The 24,417-nt window shown below is 62.5% G+C and carries 29 protein-coding genes; 16 read left to right on the plus strand and 13 right to left on the minus strand.

Annotated features, from left to right (window positions below):
* Positions 1–168: 168 nt before the first annotated feature.
* From GR212_RS02720 to GR212_RS02735, 4 genes are all read left to right on the plus strand, one after another.
* A complete protein-coding gene (locus tag GR212_RS02720) occupies positions 169–1,830 on the plus strand; it encodes a urocanate hydratase (protein WP_163984904.1) in 1,662 nt (553 codons plus the stop codon).
* A gap of 126 nt (positions 1,831–1,956) precedes the next feature.
* Positions 1,957–2,631: a hypothetical protein gene (locus GR212_RS02725; RefSeq protein ID WP_163984905.1), complete on the plus strand. Its 675-nt coding sequence runs from the start codon at positions 1,957–1,959 to the stop codon at positions 2,629–2,631.
* A 65-nt stretch (positions 2,632–2,696) separates the two neighbouring features.
* Positions 2,697–2,939, plus strand: coding sequence for an antitoxin (locus GR212_RS02730; RefSeq protein WP_163984906.1), 243 nt, complete (start codon positions 2,697–2,699; stop codon positions 2,937–2,939).
* Positions 2,936–3,340 (plus strand): PIN domain-containing protein, encoded by a 405-nt coding sequence (locus GR212_RS02735; RefSeq protein WP_163984907.1) that lies wholly within the window; start codon positions 2,936–2,938, stop codon positions 3,338–3,340. Before GR212_RS02730 ends, GR212_RS02735 begins: the two co-directional genes overlap by 4 nt.
* Here the strand turns inward: GR212_RS02735 and GR212_RS02740 are convergent.
* From GR212_RS02740 to GR212_RS02760, 5 genes are all read right to left on the minus strand, one after another.
* Positions 3,337–3,741, minus strand: a complete 405-nt coding sequence (locus tag GR212_RS02740; RefSeq protein ID WP_163984908.1) for a GFA family protein — start codon at positions 3,739–3,741, stop codon at positions 3,337–3,339. The genes GR212_RS02735 and GR212_RS02740 overlap by 4 nt on opposite strands.
* A 5-nt stretch (positions 3,742–3,746) precedes the next feature.
* Positions 3,747–4,229, minus strand: coding sequence for an SRPBCC family protein (locus tag GR212_RS02745; RefSeq protein ID WP_163984909.1), 483 nt, complete (start codon positions 4,227–4,229; stop codon positions 3,747–3,749).
* On the minus strand, positions 4,213–4,554 hold the full coding sequence (locus GR212_RS02750; RefSeq protein WP_163984910.1) for an ArsR/SmtB family transcription factor: 342 nt from the start codon (positions 4,552–4,554) through the stop codon (positions 4,213–4,215). The genes GR212_RS02745 and GR212_RS02750 overlap by 17 nt, the downstream gene beginning before the upstream one ends.
* A 125-nt stretch (positions 4,555–4,679) precedes the next feature.
* Positions 4,680–5,066 (minus strand): VOC family protein, encoded by a 387-nt coding sequence (locus GR212_RS02755; protein WP_163984911.1) that lies wholly within the window; start codon positions 5,064–5,066, stop codon positions 4,680–4,682.
* Positions 5,067–5,080: 14 nt separating this feature from the next.
* Complete coding sequence (locus GR212_RS02760) at positions 5,081–6,364, minus strand: MFS transporter (protein WP_163984912.1); 1,284 nt, start codon at positions 6,362–6,364, stop codon at positions 5,081–5,083.
* A gap of 97 nt (positions 6,365–6,461) precedes the next feature.
* Between GR212_RS02760 and GR212_RS02765 the strand changes: the two genes are divergently transcribed.
* Entirely contained in the window at positions 6,462–7,337 is an 876-nt protein-coding gene (locus GR212_RS02765) for a LysR family transcriptional regulator (RefSeq protein WP_163984913.1), read from the plus strand.
* Positions 7,338–7,398: 61 nt separating this feature from the next.
* Here the strand turns inward: GR212_RS02765 and GR212_RS02770 are convergent, their stop codons facing one another.
* Entirely contained in the window at positions 7,399–8,301 is a 903-nt protein-coding gene (locus GR212_RS02770; protein WP_163984914.1) for a LysR family transcriptional regulator, read from the minus strand.
* A 124-nt stretch (positions 8,302–8,425) separates the two neighbouring features.
* On the opposite strand from GR212_RS02770, the gene GR212_RS02775 reads away from it, so the two are divergent.
* The gene (locus GR212_RS02775; protein ID WP_163984915.1) at positions 8,426–9,175 is read left to right on the plus strand and encodes an SDR family oxidoreductase; all 750 of its coding nucleotides are present in this window, start codon (positions 8,426–8,428) and stop codon (positions 9,173–9,175) included.
* A gap of 88 nt (positions 9,176–9,263) precedes the next feature.
* Here the strand turns inward: GR212_RS02775 and GR212_RS02780 are convergent, their stop codons facing one another.
* On the minus strand, positions 9,264–9,710 hold the full coding sequence (locus GR212_RS02780; protein WP_204326255.1) for a nuclear transport factor 2 family protein: 447 nt from the start codon (positions 9,708–9,710) through the stop codon (positions 9,264–9,266).
* Between the two features lie 236 nt (positions 9,711–9,946).
* Between GR212_RS02780 and coaBC the strand changes: the two genes are divergently transcribed.
* Positions 9,947–11,158 (plus strand): bifunctional phosphopantothenoylcysteine decarboxylase/phosphopantothenate--cysteine ligase CoaBC, encoded by a 1,212-nt coding sequence (gene coaBC / locus GR212_RS02785; RefSeq protein WP_163984917.1) that lies wholly within the window; start codon positions 9,947–9,949, stop codon positions 11,156–11,158.
* Here the strand turns inward: coaBC and GR212_RS02790 are convergent.
* Complete coding sequence (locus tag GR212_RS02790) at positions 11,145–11,960, minus strand: class II glutamine amidotransferase (RefSeq protein WP_163984918.1); 816 nt, start codon at positions 11,958–11,960, stop codon at positions 11,145–11,147. The genes coaBC and GR212_RS02790 overlap by 14 nt on opposite strands.
* A 611-nt stretch (positions 11,961–12,571) precedes the next feature.
* Between GR212_RS02790 and otsB the strand changes: the two genes are divergently transcribed.
* Complete coding sequence (gene otsB / locus GR212_RS02795; RefSeq protein WP_163984919.1) at positions 12,572–13,366, plus strand: trehalose-phosphatase; 795 nt, start codon at positions 12,572–12,574, stop codon at positions 13,364–13,366.
* A gap of 49 nt (positions 13,367–13,415) precedes the next feature.
* Positions 13,416–14,792: an alpha,alpha-trehalose-phosphate synthase (UDP-forming) gene (gene otsA, locus GR212_RS02800; protein ID WP_163984920.1), complete on the plus strand. Its 1,377-nt coding sequence runs from the start codon at positions 13,416–13,418 to the stop codon at positions 14,790–14,792.
* Here the strand turns inward: otsA and GR212_RS02805 are convergent.
* Positions 14,779–15,705, minus strand: a complete 927-nt coding sequence (locus GR212_RS02805) for a choline sulfate utilization transcriptional regulator (protein WP_163984921.1) — start codon at positions 15,703–15,705, stop codon at positions 14,779–14,781. The two genes, otsA and GR212_RS02805, sit on opposite strands and share 14 nt — an antisense overlap.
* Before the next feature lie 99 nt (positions 15,706–15,804).
* On the opposite strand from GR212_RS02805, the gene GR212_RS37485 reads away from it, so the two are divergent.
* From GR212_RS37485 to GR212_RS02815, 3 genes are all read left to right on the plus strand, one after another.
* Entirely contained in the window at positions 15,805–15,933 is a 129-nt protein-coding gene (locus tag GR212_RS37485; protein ID WP_281411015.1) for a hypothetical protein, read from the plus strand.
* Positions 15,934–15,953: 20 nt separating this feature from the next.
* Positions 15,954–17,468 (plus strand): choline-sulfatase, encoded by a 1,515-nt coding sequence (gene betC / locus GR212_RS02810; RefSeq protein ID WP_163984922.1) that lies wholly within the window; start codon positions 15,954–15,956, stop codon positions 17,466–17,468.
* A 74-nt stretch (positions 17,469–17,542) separates the two neighbouring features.
* The gene (locus tag GR212_RS02815) at positions 17,543–17,752 is read left to right on the plus strand and encodes a TOBE domain-containing protein (protein WP_004108310.1); all 210 of its coding nucleotides are present in this window, start codon (positions 17,543–17,545) and stop codon (positions 17,750–17,752) included.
* A gap of 57 nt (positions 17,753–17,809) precedes the next feature.
* Here GR212_RS02815 and tsaA read toward each other — a convergent pair whose 3' ends face one another.
* From tsaA to GR212_RS02830, 3 genes are all read right to left on the minus strand, one after another.
* Positions 17,810–18,334: a tRNA (N6-threonylcarbamoyladenosine(37)-N6)-methyltransferase TrmO gene (gene tsaA, locus GR212_RS02820; protein ID WP_163984923.1), complete on the minus strand. Its 525-nt coding sequence runs from the start codon at positions 18,332–18,334 to the stop codon at positions 17,810–17,812.
* Between the two features lie 23 nt (positions 18,335–18,357).
* Positions 18,358–19,383: an iron ABC transporter substrate-binding protein gene (locus GR212_RS02825; RefSeq protein WP_163984924.1), complete on the minus strand. Its 1,026-nt coding sequence runs from the start codon at positions 19,381–19,383 to the stop codon at positions 18,358–18,360.
* A gap of 111 nt (positions 19,384–19,494) precedes the next feature.
* Positions 19,495–21,078, minus strand: a complete 1,584-nt coding sequence (locus GR212_RS02830) for a peptide chain release factor 3 (protein WP_163984925.1) — start codon at positions 21,076–21,078, stop codon at positions 19,495–19,497.
* A gap of 90 nt (positions 21,079–21,168) precedes the next feature.
* Between GR212_RS02830 and dut the strand changes: the two genes are divergently transcribed.
* Together dut and GR212_RS02840 are read left to right on the plus strand one after the other, a co-directional pair.
* Positions 21,169–21,639, plus strand: a complete 471-nt coding sequence (dut, locus tag GR212_RS02835; protein ID WP_163984926.1) for a dUTP diphosphatase — start codon at positions 21,169–21,171, stop codon at positions 21,637–21,639.
* Complete coding sequence (locus GR212_RS02840; protein ID WP_163984927.1) at positions 21,639–22,532, plus strand: GNAT family N-acetyltransferase; 894 nt, start codon at positions 21,639–21,641, stop codon at positions 22,530–22,532. Before dut ends, GR212_RS02840 begins: the two co-directional genes overlap by 1 nt.
* Before the next feature lie 98 nt (positions 22,533–22,630).
* On the opposite strand, the gene GR212_RS02845 is transcribed toward GR212_RS02840, so the two are convergent.
* Complete coding sequence (locus GR212_RS02845; RefSeq protein WP_163984928.1) at positions 22,631–23,095, minus strand: Lrp/AsnC family transcriptional regulator; 465 nt, start codon at positions 23,093–23,095, stop codon at positions 22,631–22,633.
* Between the two features lie 108 nt (positions 23,096–23,203).
* On the opposite strand from GR212_RS02845, the gene GR212_RS02850 reads away from it, so the two are divergent.
* Entirely contained in the window at positions 23,204–24,118 is a 915-nt protein-coding gene (locus GR212_RS02850; RefSeq protein ID WP_163984929.1) for a DMT family transporter, read from the plus strand.
* Entirely contained in the window at positions 24,115–24,417 is a 303-nt protein-coding gene (locus tag GR212_RS02855) for an NIPSNAP family protein (protein WP_163984930.1), read from the plus strand. Before GR212_RS02850 ends, GR212_RS02855 begins: the two co-directional genes overlap by 4 nt.

A 24,417-nucleotide genomic window follows, 5' to 3' on the forward strand; every position in this document is an offset into this window, starting at 1 on the left:
CGAGTATTCCTCTTCTCCCCAGCGAGGAGAAGATGTCCGAAGGACAGATGAGGGGGCCGAGCGACAAAAGAGCGAGCGGCTGAGCGAAAGCGAAGACGGGCATGTGCCGCGCCCCCCTCATCCGGCCCCTTGGAACCACCAACAAAGAAAACAGGGAAGGGAATTTCCATGCCGAAAGCCAATCCACGTCATCCGAAATTCCCGATTCCGGGCGGCCCGGAGCTGCGCGCCAAGGGCTGGCGGCAGGAAGCTCTGCTGCGCCTGCTCGAAAACGTGCTCTCCGTCGGCGAAGACCCGGATAATCTCGTCGTCTACGCGGCCCTCGGCAAGGCGGCGCGCAACTGGGCGGCGCACAAGGGCATCGTCAAGGCTCTGACCGAGATGGATGAGAACCAGACCCTGCTCATCCAGTCCGGCAAGCCGATCGGCCTCATCCGCACGCATGACAAGGCGCCGCTTGTTATCATGGCGAACTGCAACATCGTCGGGCAGTGGGCGAAGGCCGAGGTCTTCTACGAGCTGCAGCGCAAGGGCCTGATCTGCTGGGGCGGCCTGACGGCCGGCGCCTGGCAATATATCGGCAGCCAGGGCGTCATCCAGGGCACCTACGAAATCTTCATGCGCATCGCCGAACGCCGGTTCGGCGGCGATCTTTTCGGCCGTTTCGTGCTGACGGCCGGTCTCGGCGGCATGGGCGGCGCGCAGCCGCTCGCAGGCCGCATGGCCGGTGCGGCGATCCTCTGCGTCGATATCGATGCGGAGCGCGCCAGGAAGCGCCAGGAAATCGGCTATCTGCAGGAAATCGCCCCGGATCTCGATTCCGCGCTGGCGATGATCGATGCGGCCGTCAAGGAAAAGCGGGCGCTTTCCATCGGCCTCGTCGGCAATGCCGCCGAAATCTACCCCGAGATTGCCCGACGCGGCATCGTGCCCGATATCGTCACAGACCAAACCTCGGCCCACGATCTCGTCTATGGCTATGTGCCGAAGGGCATGAACCTGCAACAGGTCAGGGATCTCCGCGAGGACGGCCAGGGCCAGCTCATGGCCGCCAGCCGCGCCTCGATCGTCGAGCATGTGAAGGCCATGCTGGACTTCCAGAAGAAGGGTTCGGAAGTCTTCGACAACGGCAACCTCATCCGCACCCAGGCGAAGGAAGGCGGCGTCGCCAACGCCTTCGATATACCGATCTTCACCGAAGCCTATCTGCGGCCGCTCTTCTGCCGCGCCATCGGCCCGTTCCGCTGGATGGCTCTCTCGGGCGAGGAAAGCGATATCGCCCGCATCGACGATCTGCTGCTGGAGATGTTCCCCGACAACAAGATCATCACCAACTGGATCCGCCTCGCCCGCCAGCATGTGCCTTTCGAGGGGCTGCCGGCGCGTATCGCATGGCTCGGCCATGGCGAGCGCACGGCGCTGGCCCGCCGCGTCAACGAGCTAGTGGCGGCCGGCGAGCTTAAAGGCCCGATCGCGTTTTCGCGCGACCACCTCGATGCCGGCGCCATGGCGCATCCGAACATCATGACCGAAGGCATGAAGGACGGCTCCGACGCCATCGCCGACTGGCCGCTGATCGACGCCATGATGCTCTGCTCGTCGATGGCCGATCTCGTCGTCGTTCATTCCGGCGGTGGCGGCTATGCCGGCTACATGACGAGCTGCGGCGTCACCGTGGTCGCCGACGGCACGCGAGCCGCCGACGAACGGCTCGACCATGCGCTCACCAACGACACCGCGCTCGGCGTCATGCGCTATGCCGACGCCGGCTATGAGGAGGCGCTGGATGAAGTTGCGAAAAAAGACGTGCCCTATATCCGTTTGGGATAGGCGCATCTGTTATTCGCGACATCGAAAGACTATGGTCCCGGGCAATTCGTAACGACCTGTTTTACATGCAATTCCGGACGGAAAACCGCTACACGCCTTTCCTGGAATTGCTTTGGAGAATTGCCCGTGATCCCCTGGACCTTGCTCGACACTGCGAAAATCCCCGGTGGCGGCGAGCTGCGCCTGAAGCAGCGCGGCCAGGAATTTTCCATCATGCTCGGCACCAACGAGCTGATGAACAGCCGGCTGAGCGGCTCGGAGCGCGCGCTTGCGACGCTTTCCTGCGAGAAGATCAACGGCCGGAAGGCTCCGCATATCCTGATCGGCGGCCTCGGCATGGGCTTTACCTTGCGTGCGGCGCTCGGCGAACTCGCTACGGACGCCAAGGTGACGGTTGCGGAACTGGTTCCTGCCGTCGTCGCATGGGCGCGCGGGCCGATGGCAACGCTCTTTGATGGCTGCCTTGATGATCCGCGCGTTGCCATCCACGAAGGCGATGTCCGGCCGCTCATCCGTGGGAACAAGGCGACCTACGACGCCATCCTGCTCGACGTCGACAACGGTCCCGACGGCATCACGTCGGAGGCCAATGACGGCCTCTACGATTATCAGGGCTTGAAGGCGGCGCGCGATGCACTGCGCCCCGGCGGTGTGCTGGCGGTGTGGTCGTCAGGACCCGACGAGCGTTTCACGAAACGCCTGCGCGACAGTGGCTTTGCCGCCGAGGTGGTCCATACGCGCGCCAACGGCAAGACGGGCGCGCGTCACGTCATCTGGCTCGCCACAAAGTCGGGATCATAACGCCTCGAATTGAAATCACTGCTCCCTTGCTATATATCAATGTCATATCTCAAGGGAGTCATGGCATGGACACTGCAAAGATTTTCTGGTCCGGCCGCTCGCAGGCCGTGCGCTTACCGAAGGAGTTCCGCCTCGATGGCGAGGAAGTGCGCATCCGCCGGCAGGGGAAGGCAATCATTCTGGAGCCGATCGCCGAGGATTGGGATTGGCTGGAAGCTGTTACAGGGCCGGTCGATCGAGACTTCGTAGAAGCCACCGAGGAGGAGCCGGCCGAGCAGCAACACCTTGAGCTGGATATCTTCAAGTGAAGTACCTGCTCGACAGCAATGCCGTTATCGCTTTGATGAAGGGACATACCGGCTTCGTGAACGAGCTTCGCAGACACAAGCCGCAGGATTTCGCGGTTCCCTCTATCGTCATCCACGAATTATTCTATGGGGCCTATAAAGGACAGCGTACTGCCGAAAACCTTGCGCGCGTGGAAGCTCTGCAATTCGAGACGCTGGATTTCGATAGAGAAGATGCCCGCAGGGCTGGCGAGATTCGCGCATCTCTTGCTTCTCTCGGCACGCCGATCGGCGCCTATGACGTTCTGATCGCGGGACAAGCTGTCGCCCGCGATCTGATCCTGATTACGCGGAATGTCAGAGAGTTCGAGCTCGTTCACCGGTTGCGTTTCGAAGACTGGGAGTCGCTGCCGGACGGCTAAAGATACCGTGTTTCCTCCGGCGCACGATCGAAGCGGTCGTCGCGGCCGTCGAAATAGCCGATGGGAAGGGTGGCAAGCTCCTCGTCGCTGGCATCGTCCAGGCAGCTGATGCTGATCGCATAGAACTTGCCGCCGAGCGCCGGATTTTCACCCCAGTTGAAGGAACTGATGCCGCAATTCCTGCAGAAGAGATGATGCAGGATGCGCGTGCCGAACTGATATTCGCCAATGTTGTCTTCACCCGAGGTCAGGCGGAAATCGGCCGGTGTGGCAACTGCCAGCCAGTTGCGCTTCTTCTTGCAGATCGAGCAATTGCATTTGAAGGTGCCGCCCTGCAGGTCGAGATCGGCTTCGTAAGCGACGGCGCCGCAATGGCAGCTTCCATGATAAGTCTTCTTCATCTCGCTCATCCTTCCCTTGAGGAGGCTTCCGCATAGGCGGCATATTTGTCGAGGGCCTGTTCCCAGCCGCCGGTCTGCAGCTTCAGTTCGGTATCGTCGGGTAGTTCGACCTTGCGGAAGACGAGGCGCGTCTTCTCGCCGAGCTCATGGAATTCCACGGTGACCCGCATCGGATGCTCCGGCCTGCCCTCCGGGTTTTCCCAGGCGAAGGAAAAGACGAGGCGCTCGGGCGGGATGATCTCCAGATAGCGTCCGTGGCTCCAATACTCCCTGCCTTCCGGCGTGAGGATGCAGTGCCGCCAGGTGCCGCCTTCGCGCAGATCCACCGAAACGGACGGCGCCGTCATGTTCTGCGGCCCCCACCAGCGCATCAGGTGCTCCGGCTCCGTCCAAAGGCGAAACAGCAAGGCGCGGGGCGCTGCAATCTCGCGGGTCAGCACGATTTCGCGCGGCAGGCGCATGTTGCGATCGTCATTTGCTTGGCTCATCCATCTCTCCCTTTTGCAATAGCGCCGCGTAGTCTTCCAGACGATCGAGATTGTCGTTCCAGAACTGGCGATAGCTTTCGAGCCAGTCATCCACCTGCCGGAGCGGCTTGGGTTCCAACCGACAGGGCCGCCACTGCGCCTCCCTGCCCTTTGAAATCAAACCGGCCTTCTCCAGCACCTTGAGGTGCTTGGATACGGCGACCAGCGACATGTCGAAGGGTTCGGCAAGCTCGGAGACGGACGCCTCGCCGCCCGCCAGCCGCGCCAGGATCGCTCGACGGGTCGGATCGGCCAGGGCCGAGAGGGTCATGCTCAATGCGTCCATGCGAATAACAAACCATGAAGTTAATTAACTTACTGGTTAAGTACAGATCGATGGGCTGCATGTCAAGAAGCCTGTTCGGGGCCAAGCCTTAAAAGGGCGCGATCTGGCAGCGGGACGGTGTGGTCTCAGGAGACAATGTTGGAGACTTCGATCAGATTGCTGTCCGGATCGCGGAAATAGACCGAGAGAATGGGGCCGGTCGCGCCGGTGCGGCGGACAGGGCCTTCCTCGATCGCGACACCCTCGGCCCGCAGATGGGCGACGATACCGTCCAGCGGCGTGCTACTGATAAAGCAAAGATCGGCCGAGCCCGGCGTCGGCCGCTCGGCCTTGGGCTCGAACTCATGCCCGGCGCGATGCAGATTGATCTTCTGATTGCCGAAGGTGAGAGCCTTGCGGCCTTCGCCGAAGGTTTCGATGCCCATGCCGAGAACGCGGGCGTAGAAATCGCAGCTCTCGTCGATGCTCGCAACCGTGAGCACGAGATGATCGAGACGGTCGATGCGGATCATGGCGGCCTCCGGCCTCAACGACGCGCCAGCCGGGCAACGGCAAGGGCGCTGACGAGACACAGTGCCAGCATGACGAGGATGAAGGCAACCACGGCATTCCAGCCATCGGCGAGCCAGAAATAGCCGCCGACCGAGCCGGCAATGCTGGAGCCGAGATAATAGGCGAGCAGATAGAGCGAGGAGGCATGGCCCTTGAAGCCATGGGCCAGCCGTCCGACCAGCGCGCTGGCGACGGAATGGGTCATGAAGAAGCCGATCGTCACCAGAACGATGCCGAGAATGATGAGCGGCAGGGAACTGGAAAGCGTCACCGCCGCGCCAAGCGCCGCGATCAGCACACCCACCGGCAACACGACGAAATGGCCGATGCGATCGCCGAGGAGACCGGCGGCCCAGGAAGCGACGATACCGAAAAGATAGGCGGTAAAGATCAGGCCAAGCTCGCTCTGGCTGAGGTCATAGGGATCGGCAACGAGACGGAAGCCGGCATAGTTATAGACCGTGACGAAGGAGCCCATGACGAGAAAGCCGATGGCAAACAGCAGAGGCAGCGCCGCATTGCCGAAATGGCCGCCCCAGGCCTTCGCATGGAAGGCGGCATCGAAGCCCTTGCGCGGGGTAAAGTTGCGCGACGGCGGCAGAAGATAGAGGAAGCCGATGGCGGCGATCAGGCCGAGAATGCCGACGGCGGCCAGCGCCGGCCGCCAGCTTAAGGATTCGGCGATCGTGCCCGTCACGACACGCCCGGCCATGCCGCCGAAGGCATTGCCGGCGATATAGAGACCCATGGCGCCGCCAAGGCCGCGCGGCTCGATCTCCTCGGCCAGATAGGTCATGGCAACGGCCGGCACGCCGCCCAAAAGGAATCCTTCGAGCGCGCGGACGACGAGCAGCATGTGCCAGCTCGGCGACACCGAGCAGACGAGCGTACAGATGGCCGCGCCCAGCAGCGAGATGAACATCAGGCTGCGGCGGCCGAGACTTTCGGAAACGGCGGCCGCCCCGAAGATCGCAAAAGCCAGGAAGCCGGTCGAAAGCGAGAGCGACAGCGAACTTGCGGCGGGCGTAACACCGAAATCCTCGGCGAAGATCGGCATCAGCGGCTGCACGCAATAGAGCAGCGAGAAGGTGGCAAAGCCCGAGAGGAACAGCGCTATGGTCGCGCGGCGAAAGGCAGGCGTGCCGCGCGTGAGGAACTGGCGAGGCTCGGCCGGCGGCTCGTTCCTGACGAGCGTCAGTTCGGGACGGGAGGGGACTTCGGAAGCAGTGGTTTGCTGCTTGCTGGCGGCGCGGAACATCGGGGCATCCAACCTTTCTTGCCTTGAAATCTAGTCAGGTCAGCCTCATTAGTCCAATATATGGAACAGGCGATCTTGATAGCTTTTGGAGATAGCGATGGAGCTGCGTCATATCCGCTATTTTCTGGCGCTTGCGGAAGAAGGAAATTTCACCCGTGCCGCCGCCAATCTCGGTATCGGCCAGCCGCCGCTCAGCCAACAGATCCGTGATCTGGAAAACGAGGTGGGCGCGCAACTGTTTCACCGCGTACCGCACGGAGCGGAGCTGACGGCGGCCGGCGAGGCCTTTCTCGCCGAGGCAAGAACCGCCGTCGATGCCGCGGAAAAGGCAAAACTGGCCGCCCAGCGCGCCAATCACGGCGAGATCGGCCGCCTGTCGCTCGGCTTCACTGCGTCCTCCGCCTTCAACACCATCGTCACGGCGACCATCCGCGAGTTTCGCGGTCACTGGCCCGAAGTGCGGCTTTCACTCACCGAGATGAACACCAATGCGCTGATGGAACAGCTGGTGCGCGGCGAGATCGACGCAGCCTTCATCCGGCCCGGCCTGGAAGATCCGCGCGACGTGCGCCTGAAGCGCTTTGCCGACGAGCCGATGCTGATAGCGCTGCCGGCGCATCATGCGTTGGCGAAGAAGGAGCGCGTGCCGATCGCGGCATTGGCCGGCGAGCCCTTCATTCTCTTCCCGCGCATGGTCGGGCTCAGCCTCTATGACGATATCGTCGGGGCTTGCCGCGACGCGGGCTTCGAGCTCGTGGTGACGCAGGAGGCGCCGCAGATCCCCTCCGTCGTCAATCTCGTCGCAGCCAATCTCGGCGTTTCCATCGTTCCGGCGTCCATCGCGCAGATCAAGCTCGACGGCGTGGCCTATCGGCCGATCGACGGGCCGCCGGTCGTGGCGCGTCTCGGCCTTGCCAGCCTCAAGGCGCAGCGGTCGCCCGTCATCGCCAATCTGATGAGCCTCATTGCGTAGTCGCACAGCTATCCGTTTTCACGCAATTCCGGGCGCAAACCATGTCACGCTTTTGCTGGAATTACGCCCGCTCCCAATAGGGCGGGTCGCCGAATGCCTTCTTCAGATGGTCGGCGATGGCTCTGAGCTTTGCGGAGGGATTGCGCCCCTCGGGATGGGCCATGAAGATGAACTCCGGCTCCGGCCGGTAGCCGACATCGATCTCGACAAGCCGCCCTTCCCTCACCGAAGGCCCCGCGATGAAGGCCGGCAGCAATGCGATCCCCAGACCGGCAAGGGCCGCGTCGTGAATGACATCGCCATTGTTGACGCCGAATGCCAGTTTCCCCCTGATGACGACGGCGCCGTCCGGCCCCTGGAACCGCCAATCCGCCACGCCGCGATTGGTGTAGAAAATACCGCGATGGTTCTCGAGATCGGATAGGGAAGCGGGCATGCCGTGGCGGCTCAGATAATCCGACGATGCCACAAGAAAGCGGCGGCTGCGGGCGAGCTTCCATGCGACAAGGCGCGAGTCGGCAATCAGGCCATGACGGATGATCGCATCATAGCCATCCGATGCGGCATCGACGCGACGATCGTCGAGATCGAGCGTCAGTTCGATATCCGGATGATCGGCGAGAAACGGATAGAGGGCAGGCCCGAGATGCATGCGGCCGAAGGTGACGGGTGCCGCAATGCGCAGCGGCCCCATCAGCGTGCCGCGCCGCTCGGCGAGATCGGCTGCGGCCTCGCGAACCTCCTGCGCGATACGGATTGCCCGCTCCAGAAACGCCGTGCCATCTTCCGTCAGGGTCAGCTTGCGGGTGGTGCGATGCAGCAGGATAGCCCCCAGCGTCTTTTCCAGTTCCGACAGCCGCTCGCTGACGACGGATTTCGACAGGCGTAGCCGTCGCGCCGCCTCGCTGATCGATCCCGCCTCGGCGACGGCCACGAAAGCGACAATCCCGTCAATCTTCAACATCGTTCGGAAACTCCGAATTCGAATTCCATCATTCACAGACTAATCCGAACGATGAATTCAGGCCATATGTTTCTCAACGGAAACAACGGAGGCACCGTCCTCCCAACCCTTGAGGAACAAGATCATGTCACGCCTGCAGAACAAGACCGCACTCATCACCGGCGGCACCAGCGGCATCGGCCTGGAAACGGCCCGCCAATTCATCGCCGAGGGCGCGCGCGTCGCAGTCACCGGCAGCAGCGCCGCCGGCATCGAAGCCGCCCGCAAGGAGCTTGGCGACAAGGCGCTCGTCATCCAGGCCGACGCCGGCAATGCAGAAGGCCAGAAGGCCGTGGCGGAAGCCGTCAAGAAAGCCTTCGGCCATCTCGACATTCTCTTCGTCAATGCCGGCATTGCGGAGTTCGGCCCGCTCGAACAATGGAGTGAGGCCGCGTTCGACAAGTCCATCGCCGTCAACGTGAAAGGCCCGTTCTTCCTGGTTCAGGCCCTGCTGCCCATCCTCTCCAATCCGGCCTCGATCGTTCTCAACACCTCGATCAACGCCCATGTCGGCATGCCGAATTCGAGCGTCTACGCACTGACCAAGGGTGCCTTGCTGACGCTCGCCAAGACGCTTTCGGGTGAGTTGATCGGACGCGGTATTCGCGTCAACGCGGTCAGCCCCGGCCCGATCGCAACGCCGCTCCACAGCAAGTTCGGTCTTTCGGAAGCCGATGCCAAGGCGATGGGCGCCCAGATCCAGAGCCAGATCCCTGCCGGCCGTTTTGGCAATTCGAGCGAGGTCGCCAAGGCAATCGTCTTCCTCGCCTCCGATGAATCCACCTTCACCGTCGGCAGCGAACTGATTATCGACGGCGGCATGAGCACGCTCTAAGCACAAAGCTTGCCCGCAAGCGTGAGCGCCGTTGCGGAACGATCTTTCAGGGAGGAGAGAGGCCCCTCCTCCCTGAAACAATGGGCACTCAGAACATCGTATTGTTGTTCTTCGATGTCTCGGGGATCGGCTGCACCGAGTCCCAATGCTCCTGGATCTTGTTGTCCTCGACGCGGAAGATATCGACGATGGCGCTGCCACGGTCGCCCGGCTGGCGAACGGCATGGACGCGCAGGATCACGTAGTCGCCATCGACCATCACGCGCTTGATCTCGCTCTTCGACTGCGGATAATTCTTCTTCAGGTATTCGATGAAGCCGCGCAGCCCTTCGGGGCCATCGGCCGCCATCGGATTGTGCTGGGTGTATTTGCCGAGATATTTGGAGGCCGCGTCGAAATCCTTGTCGTTCAGCGCCTTCTGGTAGAAATCCAGAACGATCTCCTTGTTCTTCTGCTCTTGCGGCGAATAGGCGCGCTCGGCAAAAGCCGGCATGGCGGCGGCCATGATTGGCAGGGCGATCATCGCGACTTTCATCAGTTTCAAGGCGTTACTCCTTCGATTGTTAACGTGTTCACTTTTGTCGAGACCGAAGGTTCCCGCAAATGACAAGTAGTTGATGCCGATGTGATGAGCCCATGGAAATACCGGCGCGACGGGCCATTTGTGCTGTACGCAACGACACGCCGGCCGCGAAGGACACATGCCGCGATTGCCTATTATCCGCCAAAGGCTTAGGCTTGCGGCCAAAAGTACAGGCGACGGGTTCAGGCATGGTTCTCGCAGGCAAGCGCATCCTTCTCATCATCTCCGGTGGCATCGCGGCCTATAAGAGCCTCGATCTCATCCGCCGGCTGCGCGAGCGCGGCGCGAGCGTGCGGCCCGTCATGACGGCTGGCGCGCAGCAGTTCATCACGCCGCTTGCCGTCGGCGCGCTTGCCGCCGATCATGTGTTCACCGATCTGTTTTCACGGCAGGACGAGCAGGATGTCGGCCATATCCGGCTGGCGCGAGACTGCGACCTGGTTCTGATCGCGCCGGCAACGGCCGACCTGCTCGCCAAGATGGCAAACGGGCTGGCCGACGATCTCGCCTCGACCATATTGCTCGCCACGGATCGGCCCGTTCTGGCGGCACCGGCCATGAACCCGAAAATGTGGGCGCATCCGGCAACCAGGCGGAACATCGAGACGCTGCGCGGCGATGGCATTGCCTTCATCGGGCCGATGAAAGGCGAAATGGCCGAAAGTGGCGAGGCCGGCGCGGGCCGCATGGCCGAACCGCTCGACATCGTCGCCGCCGCCGAATTGCGGCTGGATGACGGCGCCAAGCCGCTTGCCGGCAAGAAGGCCATCGTCACCTCTGGGCCGACGCACGAGCCGATCGACCCCGTGCGCTACATCGCCAACCGCTCGTCGGGACGGCAGGGCCATGCCATCGCGGCCGCACTTGCGGCCCTCGGCGCCGACGTCACCCTCGTTTCCGGTCCCGTCACAATACCCGATCCGGCCGGCCTGAATGTCGTCCATGTCGAACGGGCGGACGAAATGCGCGACGCCGTGCTTGCGGCCCTTCCGGCTGATATCGCCGTGATGGTGGCTGCGGTTGCCGACTGGCGCGTCGCCTCCGCATCGGACCAGAAGATCAAGAAACATCCGGGCGAGTCGATCCCGACGCTGGCGCTCACGGAAAACCCGGACATATTGAAAACCGTCGGCCATCATACGCAACGGCCGAAGCTCGTCGTCGGCTTTGCCGCCGAAACGCAGGATGTCGAGAGCAATGCCCGCGCGAAGCTGGAGCGCAAGGGCGCCGACTTCATCGTCGCCAATGACGTCTCACCCGCGACCGGCATCATGGGCGGTACGCGAAACCGCGTGAAGATCATCAGCCATCACGGCGTCGAGCAGTGGCCCGACCTCGACAAGGATGAAGTGGCGGTACGGCTCGCCGCCCTCATCGCCGAGCAATTCAAGCAGGGATAGCGGTTGCCGGCTGGCGCTCGACGCGCGCACGCTCCTCCGGCTGGAAGGGCGAGACATGGACGCCGGTGTCGTCGATCATGACGGCGCTGCCATCGGGAATTTCGCGCCAGGCATCGACGTCGTCGTTCAACGGTTCGGAAACCAGGCAATTGCCTGACCCGACGGGCGAGGCATAGAGCGTCGGCGCCTTGCGGTCTGTCGCGTATCGTATGGCGTAGAGCGACTTGCCGTCGGAAAAGGCGGCGGTGAAGCGCACCAGCACCGATCCGGTCAGATGGAGCGAAAGACCTTCGACGAAGCCGATGGTTTCCGCCATAGCGGCAATCGGATTGGCCGCCATGCCGAATTGCAGAGCGAGCAGGAAAAGAAGTTCCGAATCGGTCGTGCCACTGCGGGCATGGAAGAGCCCGTCGTCGAGCATGGCTTCCATCGGTCGGCGCAGGCGGTCGAAATTGGAAATCTGGCCATTGTGCTGGAACGACCAGTTCTCGAAGACGAAGGGATGGCAGTTGTCGCGTCGCGTGCCGCCGCCGGTGGCCGCGCGGACATGGGCGAGGAAGAGCGGCGAGCGGATCTGCCGCGCCAGGCTCTTGAGATTGCAGTCGGACCAGGCCGGCAGGATATCGCGATAGCGGCCGGGCTCCGGCCGGTCGCCGTACCAGGCGATGCCGAAGCCGTCGCCGTTGGTCGCCGTCTTGGCGCGCGTGGCGCAATGGGATTGCTCGATCAGGGAGTGGGCGGGCGAAGACACGAGCTCCTCCAGATAGAGGGGGTCTCCACGATAGGCTGCCCAGCGACACATGCGTCTTTCACTCCGATTTCCCGCTGTCTTCCAGTCCCGCGGGAGAATGGCAAATCTTGGACGATTGTTTATGCGGAATGGGTAATAAAGTCTTAATTTTCCATCCCGCAGCGCGCAAAATGACAGATATGCGACGCTTCGTCCGATCACGTTTGACATCGCAGTATTTTCTTCGTGAGCCCGCAAGGACAGGGCCTTGCGCACAGATATGGCAAAGCCGAGCATTTCGCTGCGACAAGAAGTGTGAAACTTCCTGACGTCGAAGCTCTTGCATCGAGTCGAATTTGAGCTACGTTTATCTTGTCTGAAACGTAACGAAAGGAAGGTGATCCAATGTCTAGTGAGATTTCGGTCTTTGTATACGGCATGGAAATGGTCGTGAACGTTGCGAGGCAGCCCTCGCTCTGATCAACACCTTCCCGAAGCGTTTACCGCTTCAGGCCAGTTACGGGCCAAAACTCATGGGGGGTCGCTTAAGGCGGCCCCTTTTGCATTCCTAGAGTCCGTGGCCGCCAATATGCCGGCGGCTCCAGAGGAGCGCCGCTCATCCTCTCCATGGCAATTTCGTTTTTTTCCTTGCCGAACGGGAAGAGCGCCTTAACTACCCCTGCATGTCTTCTCAGGAAAAGCCCGAGCAGGGTGACGCCAAACCGAGGCCGCTGAACGAACCGGCACTCACGGCACTCTCCTTGTATCCCCAGGATTGGGCCCTGTTCCTCGATATCGACGGGACCCTGCTCGATCTTGCCGAACGGCCGGAGGCGATCGTCGTACCCGACTATCTGCCCGGCGCGCTTCATGCGCTCTCCCGCCAGCTCGGCGGCGCCCTGGCTCTGGTGACCGGTCGCGCCATCGAGTTCGTCGATCCGCTCTTTGCCCCTTTCCGCTTTCCCGTCGCCGGCCTGCATGGCGCGGAGCGGCGCGATGCGGGCGGAAGACTGCGGCGCGCGCATGTTCCACCCGCCTTCCAGGAGATGAAGCAGGTCATCCGGCGCGAAGCTCTGGCCTGGCCCGGCGCCATCGTCGAGGACAAGGGGGCCGCGGTCGCGGTCCACTTTCGGCATGCGCCCGCAAACGAGGCCGAAATCGGCGAAGCCATGCAGCGCCATCTGGAGGACGCGGGGCCCGACTGGAGCCTTCAGCGCGGCAAGATGGTGATTGAAATCTGCCCTGCCCACGCCAGCAAGGGACATGCCGTCGAGGCATTCCTTGCCGAAGCGCCCTTCGAGGGGCGACGTCCGATCGCAATCGGCGACGACGTGACCGACGAGACGATGTTCGCCGCCGCCAACCGTCTCGGGGGCCAATCCGTGCGCATCGGCGATGCCAATGGAAAAACGCTGGCGCGTGCATCCATTGGCTCGCCTGCGCGTTTAAGAGACGTGCTGGGAACGCTCGTCAAGTAATCCGTCGATCAGTTCAGCGCCCGCCCAGCCTTCTCGAAAGGAAGAATCCGTGAGTCGTCTCATCATTGTTTCCAATCGCGTTTCCGTGCCCGATCACAAGGGCGCTGCAGCCGCCGGCGGCCTTGCCGTGGCGCTGCAGGCCGCCCTTGCCGAGCGTGGCGGCATCTGGATGGGCTGGTCCGGCAAATCCAGCGGCGAGGCCGAACCGGAGCCGCTGGAGATGACGCAGGACGGCAATATCACCTACGCCCTGACCGACCTGACGCAGACCGATGTCGAAGAATACTATCAGGGCTTTGCCAACCGCGTGCTCTGGCCGATCTGCCACTACAGGCTCGACCTTGCCGAATATGCGCGCAAGGAAATGACCGGCTATTTCCGCGTCAACCGCTTTTTTGCCCATCGGCTCGCGCCATTGATCGAGCCGGACGACATCATCTGGGTGCATGACTATCATCTCATTCCGCTGGCGGCGGAACTGCGGCAGATGGGACTGAAGAACCGGATCGGCTTCTTCCTGCACATTCCCTGGCCGCCGGCCGACGTCGTGCGGGCCATGCCGGTGCATGAGGAAATCATGCGCGGCCTTTCCTCCTATGATCTGCTCGGCTTCCAGACCGACCATGACCTTGAGAACTTCGCGGGTTGCCTGAAGCGCGAGGGCATGGGCATCGAGAAGAGCCCCGGACATTTCAGTGCTCACGGCCACGATTTCCGCGGCGGCGCCTATTCGATCGGCATCGAAACGGCGGCCTTCGCCGCCTTCGCCCGCAAGGCCGCATCGCACAGCATGGTTCACAAGGCGCGGAAGAGCATCGAGGGCCGCGACCTCATTCTCGGCGTCGACCGGCTCGACTACTCCAAGGGCATCACGCAGCGCATCGACGCCTTCGAGCGTTTCATCACCAACAACCCCGCCCACCAGCGCAGCGTCACCTATCTGCAGATCACCCCGAAATCGCGCTCGGAAGTGCCGGAATACGAGGCCATGCAGCATGCCGTCGCCGAGCAGGCCGGCCGGGTCAACGGCGCCATCGGCACGGTCGACTGGGTGCCGATCCGCTATATCAACCGCTCGATCAGCCGGCCGATCCTGGCCGGTCTCTACAGGCTCGCCAAGGTTGGCCTGGTGACGCCGCTGCGCGACGGCATGAACCTCGTCGCCAAGGAATATGTCGCGGCGCAGGATCCGGACGATCCCGGCGTGCTGGTGCTGTCGCAGTTTGCCGGCGCGGCGCGCAAGCTGCACGGCGCCCTGCTGGTCAATCCCTATGACGTCGATGGGACCGCCAACGCGTTGGCCCGCGCCGTCAACATGCCGCTGCAGGAGCGGCAGGAACGCTGGCGCGGCATGATGGACTATCTGCTGGAGCACGACGTCCTGCACTGGTGCGAGACGTTTCTCGCAGATCTCACGGCGAAGTAGGCGATTGCGGCCGGGCGATGGCCGCTTCCGCCAACAGCCATTGAGCCAGGCGCTCCGCGTGCGGGCTCGGCGCTGCCGGCGGCAGGAGCCAGTAGCCGCGCTCCGGTGCCTCCAGCATCGGACCTGCCGTCACCAGCGTACGTGCCGTGAGAAGCGAATCGACGAGCCCCATCCAGCCGAGCGCCACGCCTTGCTCGCCGAGCGCTGCCTGCACGACCAGGGAATAGGTATTGAAGCGCAGGTCGCCATGGCCGGCATAGCTGTCGCGGGCAATGCCGAATGTCCCAAGATAGCTTTCCCAGTCGAACCACGGCGACGACATCTCGGAATCGAGATGGATGAGCGTGGCGCGCGCCAGCTGCGATGGGTCGATGAACGGGCCATGGCGCTCGGCAAAACCCCTGGTGCAGATCGGCACGACCTTTTCCGGCAACAGCAACGTTGCTCCTGGACCGAATTCGTCTCGCGCCCCGAAGAAAACGGCAATGTCGCCGCCTTCCGGCGCGCCACGATCCAGCCGTTGCGTGGCGACGATCTGGATATCCACTTCCGGATGGAGCAGCCGGAACGCATGCATGCGGGGGATTAGCCAGAGAGCGGAGAAGGCATAGTCCGTTCTGAGTCGGACCGAGGGGCGCGCCGCCTCGACGCGGAAGCTGCGCACCAGCGTATCGACGCCCCCGACCGCCTTCTCGACGATCTCGAACAGGCGCCGGCCCTCCGGCGAGAGCTGGACGCCGCGATGCTGGCGGCGAAACAGGGGCACGCCCATCTGCTCTTCGATGCGGCGGATCTGATAACTGACGGCCGGTTGGGTCAAGCCGAGCGCCGATGCGGCGGCAGACAGGCTGCCGGAGCGACCCACCTCCAGAAAGATCCGCAGCCAGCCAAGATCGACAACACGTTCAGCCATAAAATTTCCTTTTGGCAGCCATCGAAAAATGCCTGCTTCACAGCGCGAACTCTAGTGATGTTCAATAAAATAATGCAATAGCAAGAGGGGGCTTTCATCATGCGCATGTCTGCAATGGGTCCGCTGGCCGACGGCGACGGCCGCAAGACCATCCGCATGCCGGACGCCTTGACGCCCTGGCCCGCCGGCGTCACCACTATGCACGGCAAAGCCGCCATCGACCTCTGATCTCCAAGGAAAACCATCCCATGTCCCGCCCGAATATCCTCATCCTCATGGTCGATCAGTTCAACGGGACGCTGTTTCCCGACGGCCCGGCCGATTTCCTGCATGCGCCGGTCCTGAAGGCTCTGGCGAAGCGCTCGGTACGCTTTGCCAACAGCTATACGGCAAGCCCGCTCTGCGCGCCGGCGCGGGCCTCCTTCATGTCCGGACAGCTGCCGAGCCGCACGCGCGTCTACGACAACGCGGCGGAATTCTCCTCCGACATCCCGACCTTCGCCCATCACCTGCGCGCCGCCGGCTACCAGACGGCGCTGTCGGGCAAGATGCATTTCGTCGGCCCGGACCAGCTGCACGGCTTCGAGGAGCGGCTGACGACCGACATCTATCCCGCCGATTTCGGCTGGACGCCCGACTATACGAAGCCTGGCGAGCGCATCGACTGGTGGTATCACAATCTCGGCTCGGTGACCGGGGCCGGCACCGCCGAGATCACCAACCAGATGGAATATGACGACGAGGTCGCCTATCACGCCGTCCGCAAGCTTTACGATCTTTCCCGCGGGCAGGACGAGCGGCCCTGGTGCCTGACGGTCAGCTTCACGCATCCGCACGACCCTTATGTCGCACGCCGCCGCTTCTGGGATCTCTATGAGGATTGCCCGGCGCTCGACCCGCAGGTTGGCGAAATTCCCTTCGATCAGCAGGACCCGCATTCGCAACGGCTGATGAAAGCGTGCGATCACACCGCCTTCGATATCACCCCGGAGCAGATCCGCCGGGCACGGCGCGGCTATTTCGCCAATATCTCCTATGTCGACGAAAAGATCGGCGAGATTCTCGAAACGCTCGAGCGCGGCCGCATGGCCGACAACACCATCATCCTCTTCGTTTCGGACCATGGCGACATGCTCGGCGAGCGCGGCCTCTGGTTCAAGATGAACTTCTTCGAAGGCTCCGCCCGCGTGCCGCTGATGATATCGGCCCCCGGCTGGCAGCCGAAGCGGATCGACCAGCCGGTCTCGACGCTCGACGTGACGCCGACGCTGGCGGCGCTTGCCGGCATCGACATCGCATCGCTGCGACGCTGGACCGACGGCGAGGATTTGGGGCCTCTGGCTCTCGGCACAGGAAGCCGCAGCCCGGTGCCGATGGAATACGCCGCCGAAGGCTCCGAAGCGCCGCTCGTGGGCCTGCGCGACGGCCGTTACAAGCTGACCCTTTGCGAGAAGGACCCGCCCATGCTCTTCGACATCGAACAGGATCCGAAGGAGCTGACCAATCTGGCTGGCGACCCGGCCCATGCCGAAACCCTGCGCCGGCTGACGGCGCAGGCCAAGGAGCGCTGGAACCTCGAAAGCTTCGACGCCGCCGTGCGCGAGAGCCAGGCGCGGCGGTGGGTCGTCTACACGGCCCTGCGCAACGGTGCCTACTATCCCTGGGACTATCAGCCGCTGCAGAAAGCCTCGGAGCGGTACATGCGCAACCACATGGACCTCAACGTGCTGGAGGAGAACCAGCGTTTTCCGCGAGGCGAATAGCGGCGAACAGGATTTCGGTAGCCCATCGCCGGTTGAGGCGGTATTGTCGCGCCGGTCACAAGGGAGAAATATCCATGAAAATCAGCGCAAGAAACCGCCTCAAGGGCAAGGTCGTCGAAATCACCAAGGGTGCGACGACCGCGCATGTCCGCATCGACATCGGAAACGGCTCGATCGTCACCTCCTCGATCACCAACGAGGCGGTGGACGAACTCGGCCTGACGGTCGGCGCCTCCGCCTATGCCGTCATCAAGGCGTCCGACGTCATGGTTGCGGTCGACTGATCTTCGAGCGGGCATGATCCCTGTCGAGGGAGTGCCCGGAGCAATCCTCGAATTGCCCTATGCCTTCTGGCAATAATGCGCCGTGTCGCCGTCGCCGGTCTGGAAATCCCCGGACTGCGGCGGCGCGATCGGCTTGAACAGCGTGCGGTCCGGCTTGAGATCGAGCAACGGCGTACCGTCCAGGCAATCGAGGCCTCGGACGAGCAATACATTCCCCTCGACGGCTTCCAGCTTGACGATGGATGTGCCGATGGGGTTGGGCCGCACCGGCGACCGCAGCGAGAATGTGCCGTGTACCTTGCCGTTGCGGGCCGGGCTCTGCAGCACGAGATCCCGGCGGGAGCGGTCCAGCCAATAAAGAATCTCCAGCCGCTCGAAAGCCTCGACCCCAGTCAATGCCAGGACCCAGGGATCAAAAATCTCGATGCGGCAGATCGGGCCGTCATGCCGGCCCTGGCGCGGCGTTTCCATGCGCGAGGTCCAGGGCGTCGAGATACGGCCGATGAAGACAAGGCCGGCATCCGAAGCCGAGGGCGGCTCGACCGCCACTTCGTTTTCGCGAATTTCGTTTTCCCGAACCATGAGTGCCTTCCTTGTCAGCGCGGTTACTTCATGCCCTTCAGCAGTGCCGCCAGCTGATCATCGGTCAGATCGACCTGATAGAACAGCTTGTAGAATTCCTTCACATCCTCGGCGAAATCGCTGCGGAAGAGCTTTGGATAGAGCAGCTTCTCCATCCAGCGCACGCCGAGCAGCCGGTTGACGCCGGGCGGAGAATCGAACCAGCCGAAGGGCAGCGACGGCGGCACGAAGATCTTGCCGTCCTTGACGGCCTTGATGCCTGCCCATTGCGGATCGCTCCTCACCGAGGCGGCGAAAGCGGGGCTATCGGCAATGATGATATCCGGGTTCCAGCCGACGACCTGCTGCGGCGTCACCTTCGTCAGCCCGCCCTTGCCGGCTGCAGCGGCGACGTTCATCGTGCCGACGGCATCGAGGATTTCCAGATTGATCGAGCCGGAAAGGCCCGTTTCCAGCCCGTCGGCACCACGGCCGTAATAGACGCGCGGACGCGGATCGTTCGGCAGGGTCGCCAGCTTGTCGTTCAGATCCTTGATTGCCGAATCGGCATAATCCGCAAGTTTGTTGGCGCGGTCCTCGACACCGATCAGCGCGCCGACGTCGCGAAGCGTATCGGCGGTGCGGGCAAAGCTGCCATCGACAAGAACGTAAGGAATATGCGTTTCGGCCTGAACCTTGTCGGCCAAAGCCTTGTAGGTGGGATCGACCGTGCCGGCATCGAGGATGATATCGGGCTTGGCATCCGTGACCGCCTGCGAACCGATCGTTCCGTCCTTGCCGGTCAGGCGTCCGATGGTCGGCAGCGCCCGCACCCACGGCATCAGATAGGCCTTGGCGGCATCGTCGGGAGCATGGACCCAGCCCACAAGCTTTTCGGGCGCCAGCACATAGACCAGCACGGTGGCGGGCGGGCCGGCGACCAATATGCGGTTGATCTTGTCCGGCACCGACACCGTGCGTCCCGCCGCATCGGTGATGATTCGCGCCTCGGTCGATACCGGCAGAAGCCCGGCGAACGCCAGAGCAAGAACCGCAAGAAATTTCATCATGAAAGCCGCCCGCTATCACCCAATGGATCTCGGGGTGGCACTATGGCATAGCGCTATATTGGATGGAACATCACGAAGGCACTATTCCGAAACGAAACGTAGCCGAAACGATCACGCCGCCTTGACGGCGTGATATTCCTTGATCGCGACCATCTTGATAGCCGGATAACGTTCCGCCTCGTAGCGCAGCGAGAAGCCGTCCTGCGCGAGGAAGACCGGATCGCCGTCAAGGTCGCGGGCGATATCGCCGCGCCGGGCGGTGACGAACTTTTCGAGGTCGGCGGTCTGATCGGCCGAAATCCAGCGGCAAACGGAGAAGCGCGACATTTCGAAGGAAACCGGCAGGCCGTATTCGGCCATCAGCCGCTCCTTCAGCACGTCGAGCTGGAGGGCGCCGACCACGCCGACGATGGCGGGCGAGCCGTCTTCCGGCGAAAACAGCTGCACGACGCCCTCTTCCGCCATCTGCTGCAAAGCTTCCTTGAGCTTCTTCGCCTTCATGGCATCCTCGAGCCGCACGCGGCGGAGAATTTCCGGCGAGAAGTTCGGCACACCCTGGAAGACGAGCGATTCGCCTTCGGTCAGCGTGTCGCCGATGCGCAGCGTACCGTGGTTCGGAATGCCGACAACGTCGCCGGCATAGGCGGTATCGGCAAGCTGGCGCTGCGAGGCGAAGAAGAACTGCGGCGCGGTCAGGCCGAGCTGCTTGCCGGTGCGCGACAGCCGCGCCTTCATGCCGCGCTCCAGCTTGCCGGAGCAGATGCGCGCGAAAGCGATGCGGTCGCGATGGTTCGGGTCCATGTTGGCCTGGATCTTGAAAACGAAGGCCGTCATCTTGTCGTCGGTGGCGTGAACAGTCCTGACATCGGCGACCTGGTCACGCGGCGGCGGCGCGAATTCGCCGAGCGCGTTGATGAGATCGCGGACGCCGAAGTTGCGCAGCGCGGAACCGAAGAAGACCGGCGTCATATGACCTTCGAGGAAGGACTCCCTGTCGAAGGGACGGCAGGCCTCGATCGCAAGCTCCGTCTCGTCGATGAAGGCCTTGCGCTCGTTTTCCGGCAGCCTGTCGGCAACGCTCTGCGGGCCATTCACCGGCGTCGCGTTGACCTCGGTGTCGGAGCCGCGAACGGTATTGGAGGCCAGATGATAGGAGCCGCAGAAGGTCTTGGAACGGCCGATCGGCCAGGTAATCGGCGCGGTGTCGAGCGCCAGCTTCTCTTCCACCTCATCGAGGATCTCGAAAGGATCACGGCTTTCGCGGTCCATCTTGTTGATGAAGGTGATGATCGGGATATCGCGCATGCGGCAGACTTCGAACAGTTTCAGCGTCCGCGGCTCGATGCCCTTGGCGGCGTCGATGACCATGACGGCGGCGTCGACAGCCGTCAGCGTGCGATAGGTGTCGTCGGCGAAGTCTTCGTGGCCGGGCGTGTCGAGAATGTTGAAGACGTTGCCTTCATATTCGAAGGTCATGACCGAAGTCACGACCGAGATGCCGCGCTCGCGCTCGATCTTCATCCAGTCGGAGCGCGTCTGCATGCGATCCTTCTTCGCCTTGACCTCGCCGGCAAGCTGAATGGCGCCACCGAACAGCAGCAGCTTTTCGGTGAGCGTCGTCTTGCCCGCATCCGGGTGGGCGATAATAGCAAATGTACGGCGGCGGGAAACCGCCTCGGCGAGACTTTCGGCCATGCATGTGAATCCTGTGAATTGCGGCCGTATCTAGCGATTTAAACACTCAATTGCAATTGACTCCGGCGTTCGGGCGCAAACTATTGAAGCATGACCATTCACACCGATCCGCGACCGCCCCTGAATCTCATCCGCCTGCCGCATGGCGAAGGATTAGAGCTGCCCGCCTACCAGACCAGGGGCGCTGCCGGCATGGACCTGTGCGCCGCAGTCGACGACGATGCGCCGCTGACGATCCTTCCCGGCAAGCGGGATCTCGTTCCCACCGGCTTCATCTTCGAGGTTCCGGAGGGCTACGAAGCGCAGATCCGTCCACGCTCCGGCCTCGCCTTCAAGCACGGCGTCACCTGCCTGAATTCGCCCGGCACGATCGACAGCGACTATCGCGGCGAAGTAAAGGTGCTGCTGATCAACCTCGGTGAGGAACCGTTCGAGATCACCCGCGGCATGCGCATCGCGCAGATGGTCGTCGCCCCTTCAATTCAGGTCCGCATCTTCGAGACGACCGAGGCAAGCGAGACCAAGCGTGGAGCAGGCGGTTTTGGCTCGACCGGCGTGTGATGCCGGGGCTTGTCCAAGCGCATGAGCTGACCCTGCGCCAGGATTATTTCGGCGACTCCGCTGCATGGAAGGGCCTTGTCGACCTGCTGCAGGACACGTTCTCGATCGACGTCGCCATTCAGGATCGATTTGGCGGTCCGGATCCCACCAGCATGCCGTTCGGCTATTTCGATGGCGACGGCCGCTGCGTCGCCAATTTCAGCGCCTTTTCAATGCCACTGATCGTCAACGGCCGCGTCATCAAGGCGGCAGGCTATCAATCCGGCGCTGTGCGGCCGGAGTGGCGCGGACGCGGCCTTTACCGCGACCTCATGCAGCGCGCCTTTGCGCGAACCGCAACCGAGGGCTACGAGCTCGATATCCTGCTCACCGACAAGCCTGCATTGTATGAGCGCTACGGCTTTCGCAGCCTGCCGCAGCATGTCTTCGTCGCGCGGATGCCAACCCTGCAGAAATCCGGCTCAACCGCCCGGCAGCTCTCCTTGGAGGCGCCGGACGATCTGCGCCTGGTCCGGGCACTGCTGCAAAACCGGCAGCCGGTCTCCGCCCAATTTGCCGTTGTCAGGCAGATGGAAATGTTTCTGCTGAACGCCTGCTTCAATTCCGCGATCCGCCTGACCGCACTCTCGGACAACGCGGTCATTGCATGGACGTTCGATGGCGAGACCTTGTGGCTTCTCGATATAGCGGGAACGACTATTCCGCCCCTGGCGACCATCCTGTCCGCGCTCGATGTCGAACCCGATCGTATCGAGATCTGCTTTTCGCCGGATCGACTGGATTGCGACGTATCGCTGCAGCCCTATGAAGGTTACACGGTGCTGATGGCGCGCGGCAAAGCGGCGGACGAGATCGCCGGGCCGCTCATGCTGTCGCCGATGGCGGAATTCTAGGGCCGCCTGGCGGCTCATGGATTTGCTTCACGACTCCAGGCCGTTGTTTTCAAGCAATTCCAGACGGAAAACCGCTGTGCATTTTTCCTGAAACTGCGCTAACGCGACAGCGGCGGCAGCCGGCGCTTGACCGGTGTCGCCTTTATCATCGACGTATTCGTCTCGGCGCGCTCGGTGATCTTGTCCAAAATGCCATCGAGTTCGCCCATGGAGCGCACCACCAGGCGGCCGATGAAGCAATCGTCGCCCGTGACCTTATCGCATTCGATGAATTCCGGCGTCTCCTGAATGATCCGCTCGACGACATGAAGCTGGCCGGGCAGAGGGCGGACGCGAACGATCGCCTGCAGGGGATAACCGATCGCCTCGGGCGCAATATCGACCGTAAAGCCGGAGATGATGCCGCGCTCTTCCAGCCGGCGGAGCCGTTCCGCCGCGCTCGGCGACGACAGGCCCGCCGCTTCCGCCAGTTCCTTCAGCGATATTCTGGCATTGCGCGCCAATGCCTCCAGCATCCTTTGATCGATCTCATCCAGCCCCAGGGGCGCATTAGGGACACCCATATTTCAACCTCATTTAATTAGGTCGCAAAATCATATTGCCTCACTAAACCTATATCACTGCATATGACGCCGCAATATGATTGGCTTCGACGGATGGGAGCCAAGGCAATGAACGAGACAAGACGCGGCACGGTGGAAATGACCGCGGCGATGCTGATTTCAGGCACGATCGGCTGGTTCGTGCTGATGTCGGGACAGGCCGTGACAGGCGTTGTCTTCTGGCGCTGCTTCTTCGGCGCGCTGACGCTGCTCGTCGTTTGTGCGGCCATGGGCGTGCTGCGCCCCGGCATCCTCAACATCAGGACATTCTCCATCGCGGTCGGCGGCGGCATTGCCATCGTCCTCAACTGGCTGCTGCTTTTCGCAGCCTATTCGCACGCCTCCATCTCCATCGCCACGACCGTCTACAATACGCAGCCTTTCATGCTGCTGGGGCTCGGCGCGCTGTTCCTCGGCGAGCGGATCACTCTCACCAAGCTCTTCTGGCTGGGTCTTGCCTTTGCCGGCATGGCGGTCATCGTGGAAGGCAAACCGGCCGAGGCGGCGGGCGCCGGAAGCTATGCGACCGGCATCCTGCTTTCGCTCGGCGCCGCCTTCTTCTATGCGCTGGCGGCCATAGCCGCGAAGTGGCTGAAGGGCACGCCGCCGCATCTGATCGCGCTCATCCAGGTTTCGACGGGCATCCTGATGCTCGCGCCCTTTACCAATTTCTCGGCGGCCCCGCAGGATGCCGGCGGGTGGTCGATCCTCGTCACCATGGGCGTCGTGCATACGGGCCTGATGTATGTGCTGCTCTACGGCGCCATCCAGAAGCTGCCGACGCATCTGACCGGCGCGCTGTCCTTCATCTATCCGATCGCCGCCATCGTGGTCGATCGCTTGGCCTTCGGCCATGTGCTCGGCATCGCGCAGATCGCCGGCGCCGTCATCATCCTGGCGGCCGCGGCGGGGATGAATCTCGGCTGGACGATCTCGCTGCCCCGGCATAAGAACGGCCATCTTTCCAAGGGAACCGCCGAATGATCACCTGCTACCTGCGTTATGTCATCGACCCCTACAAGCTTGCCGAGTTCGAGCACTACGCCAAGCTCTGGATTCCGCTGGTCAACCGGCTGGGCGGCACGCATCACGGCTATTTCCTGCCGCATGAAGGCGCCAACAACATCGCATTGGCGCTCTTCAGCTTTCCAAGCCTTGCCGCCTATGAAGACTATCGAAAGAAAATGGCCGACGATGCGGAATGCCGCGCCGCGTTTGCCTATGGCGAGGAGACGCGCTGCATCGTGAGCTACGAACGCAGCTTCATGCGGCCGGTCTTCTGA

This window comes from Martinezella lusitana (assembly GCF_010668395.1).
Taxonomy (GTDB): domain Bacteria; phylum Pseudomonadota; class Alphaproteobacteria; order Rhizobiales; family Rhizobiaceae; genus Rhizobium; species Rhizobium lusitanum_A.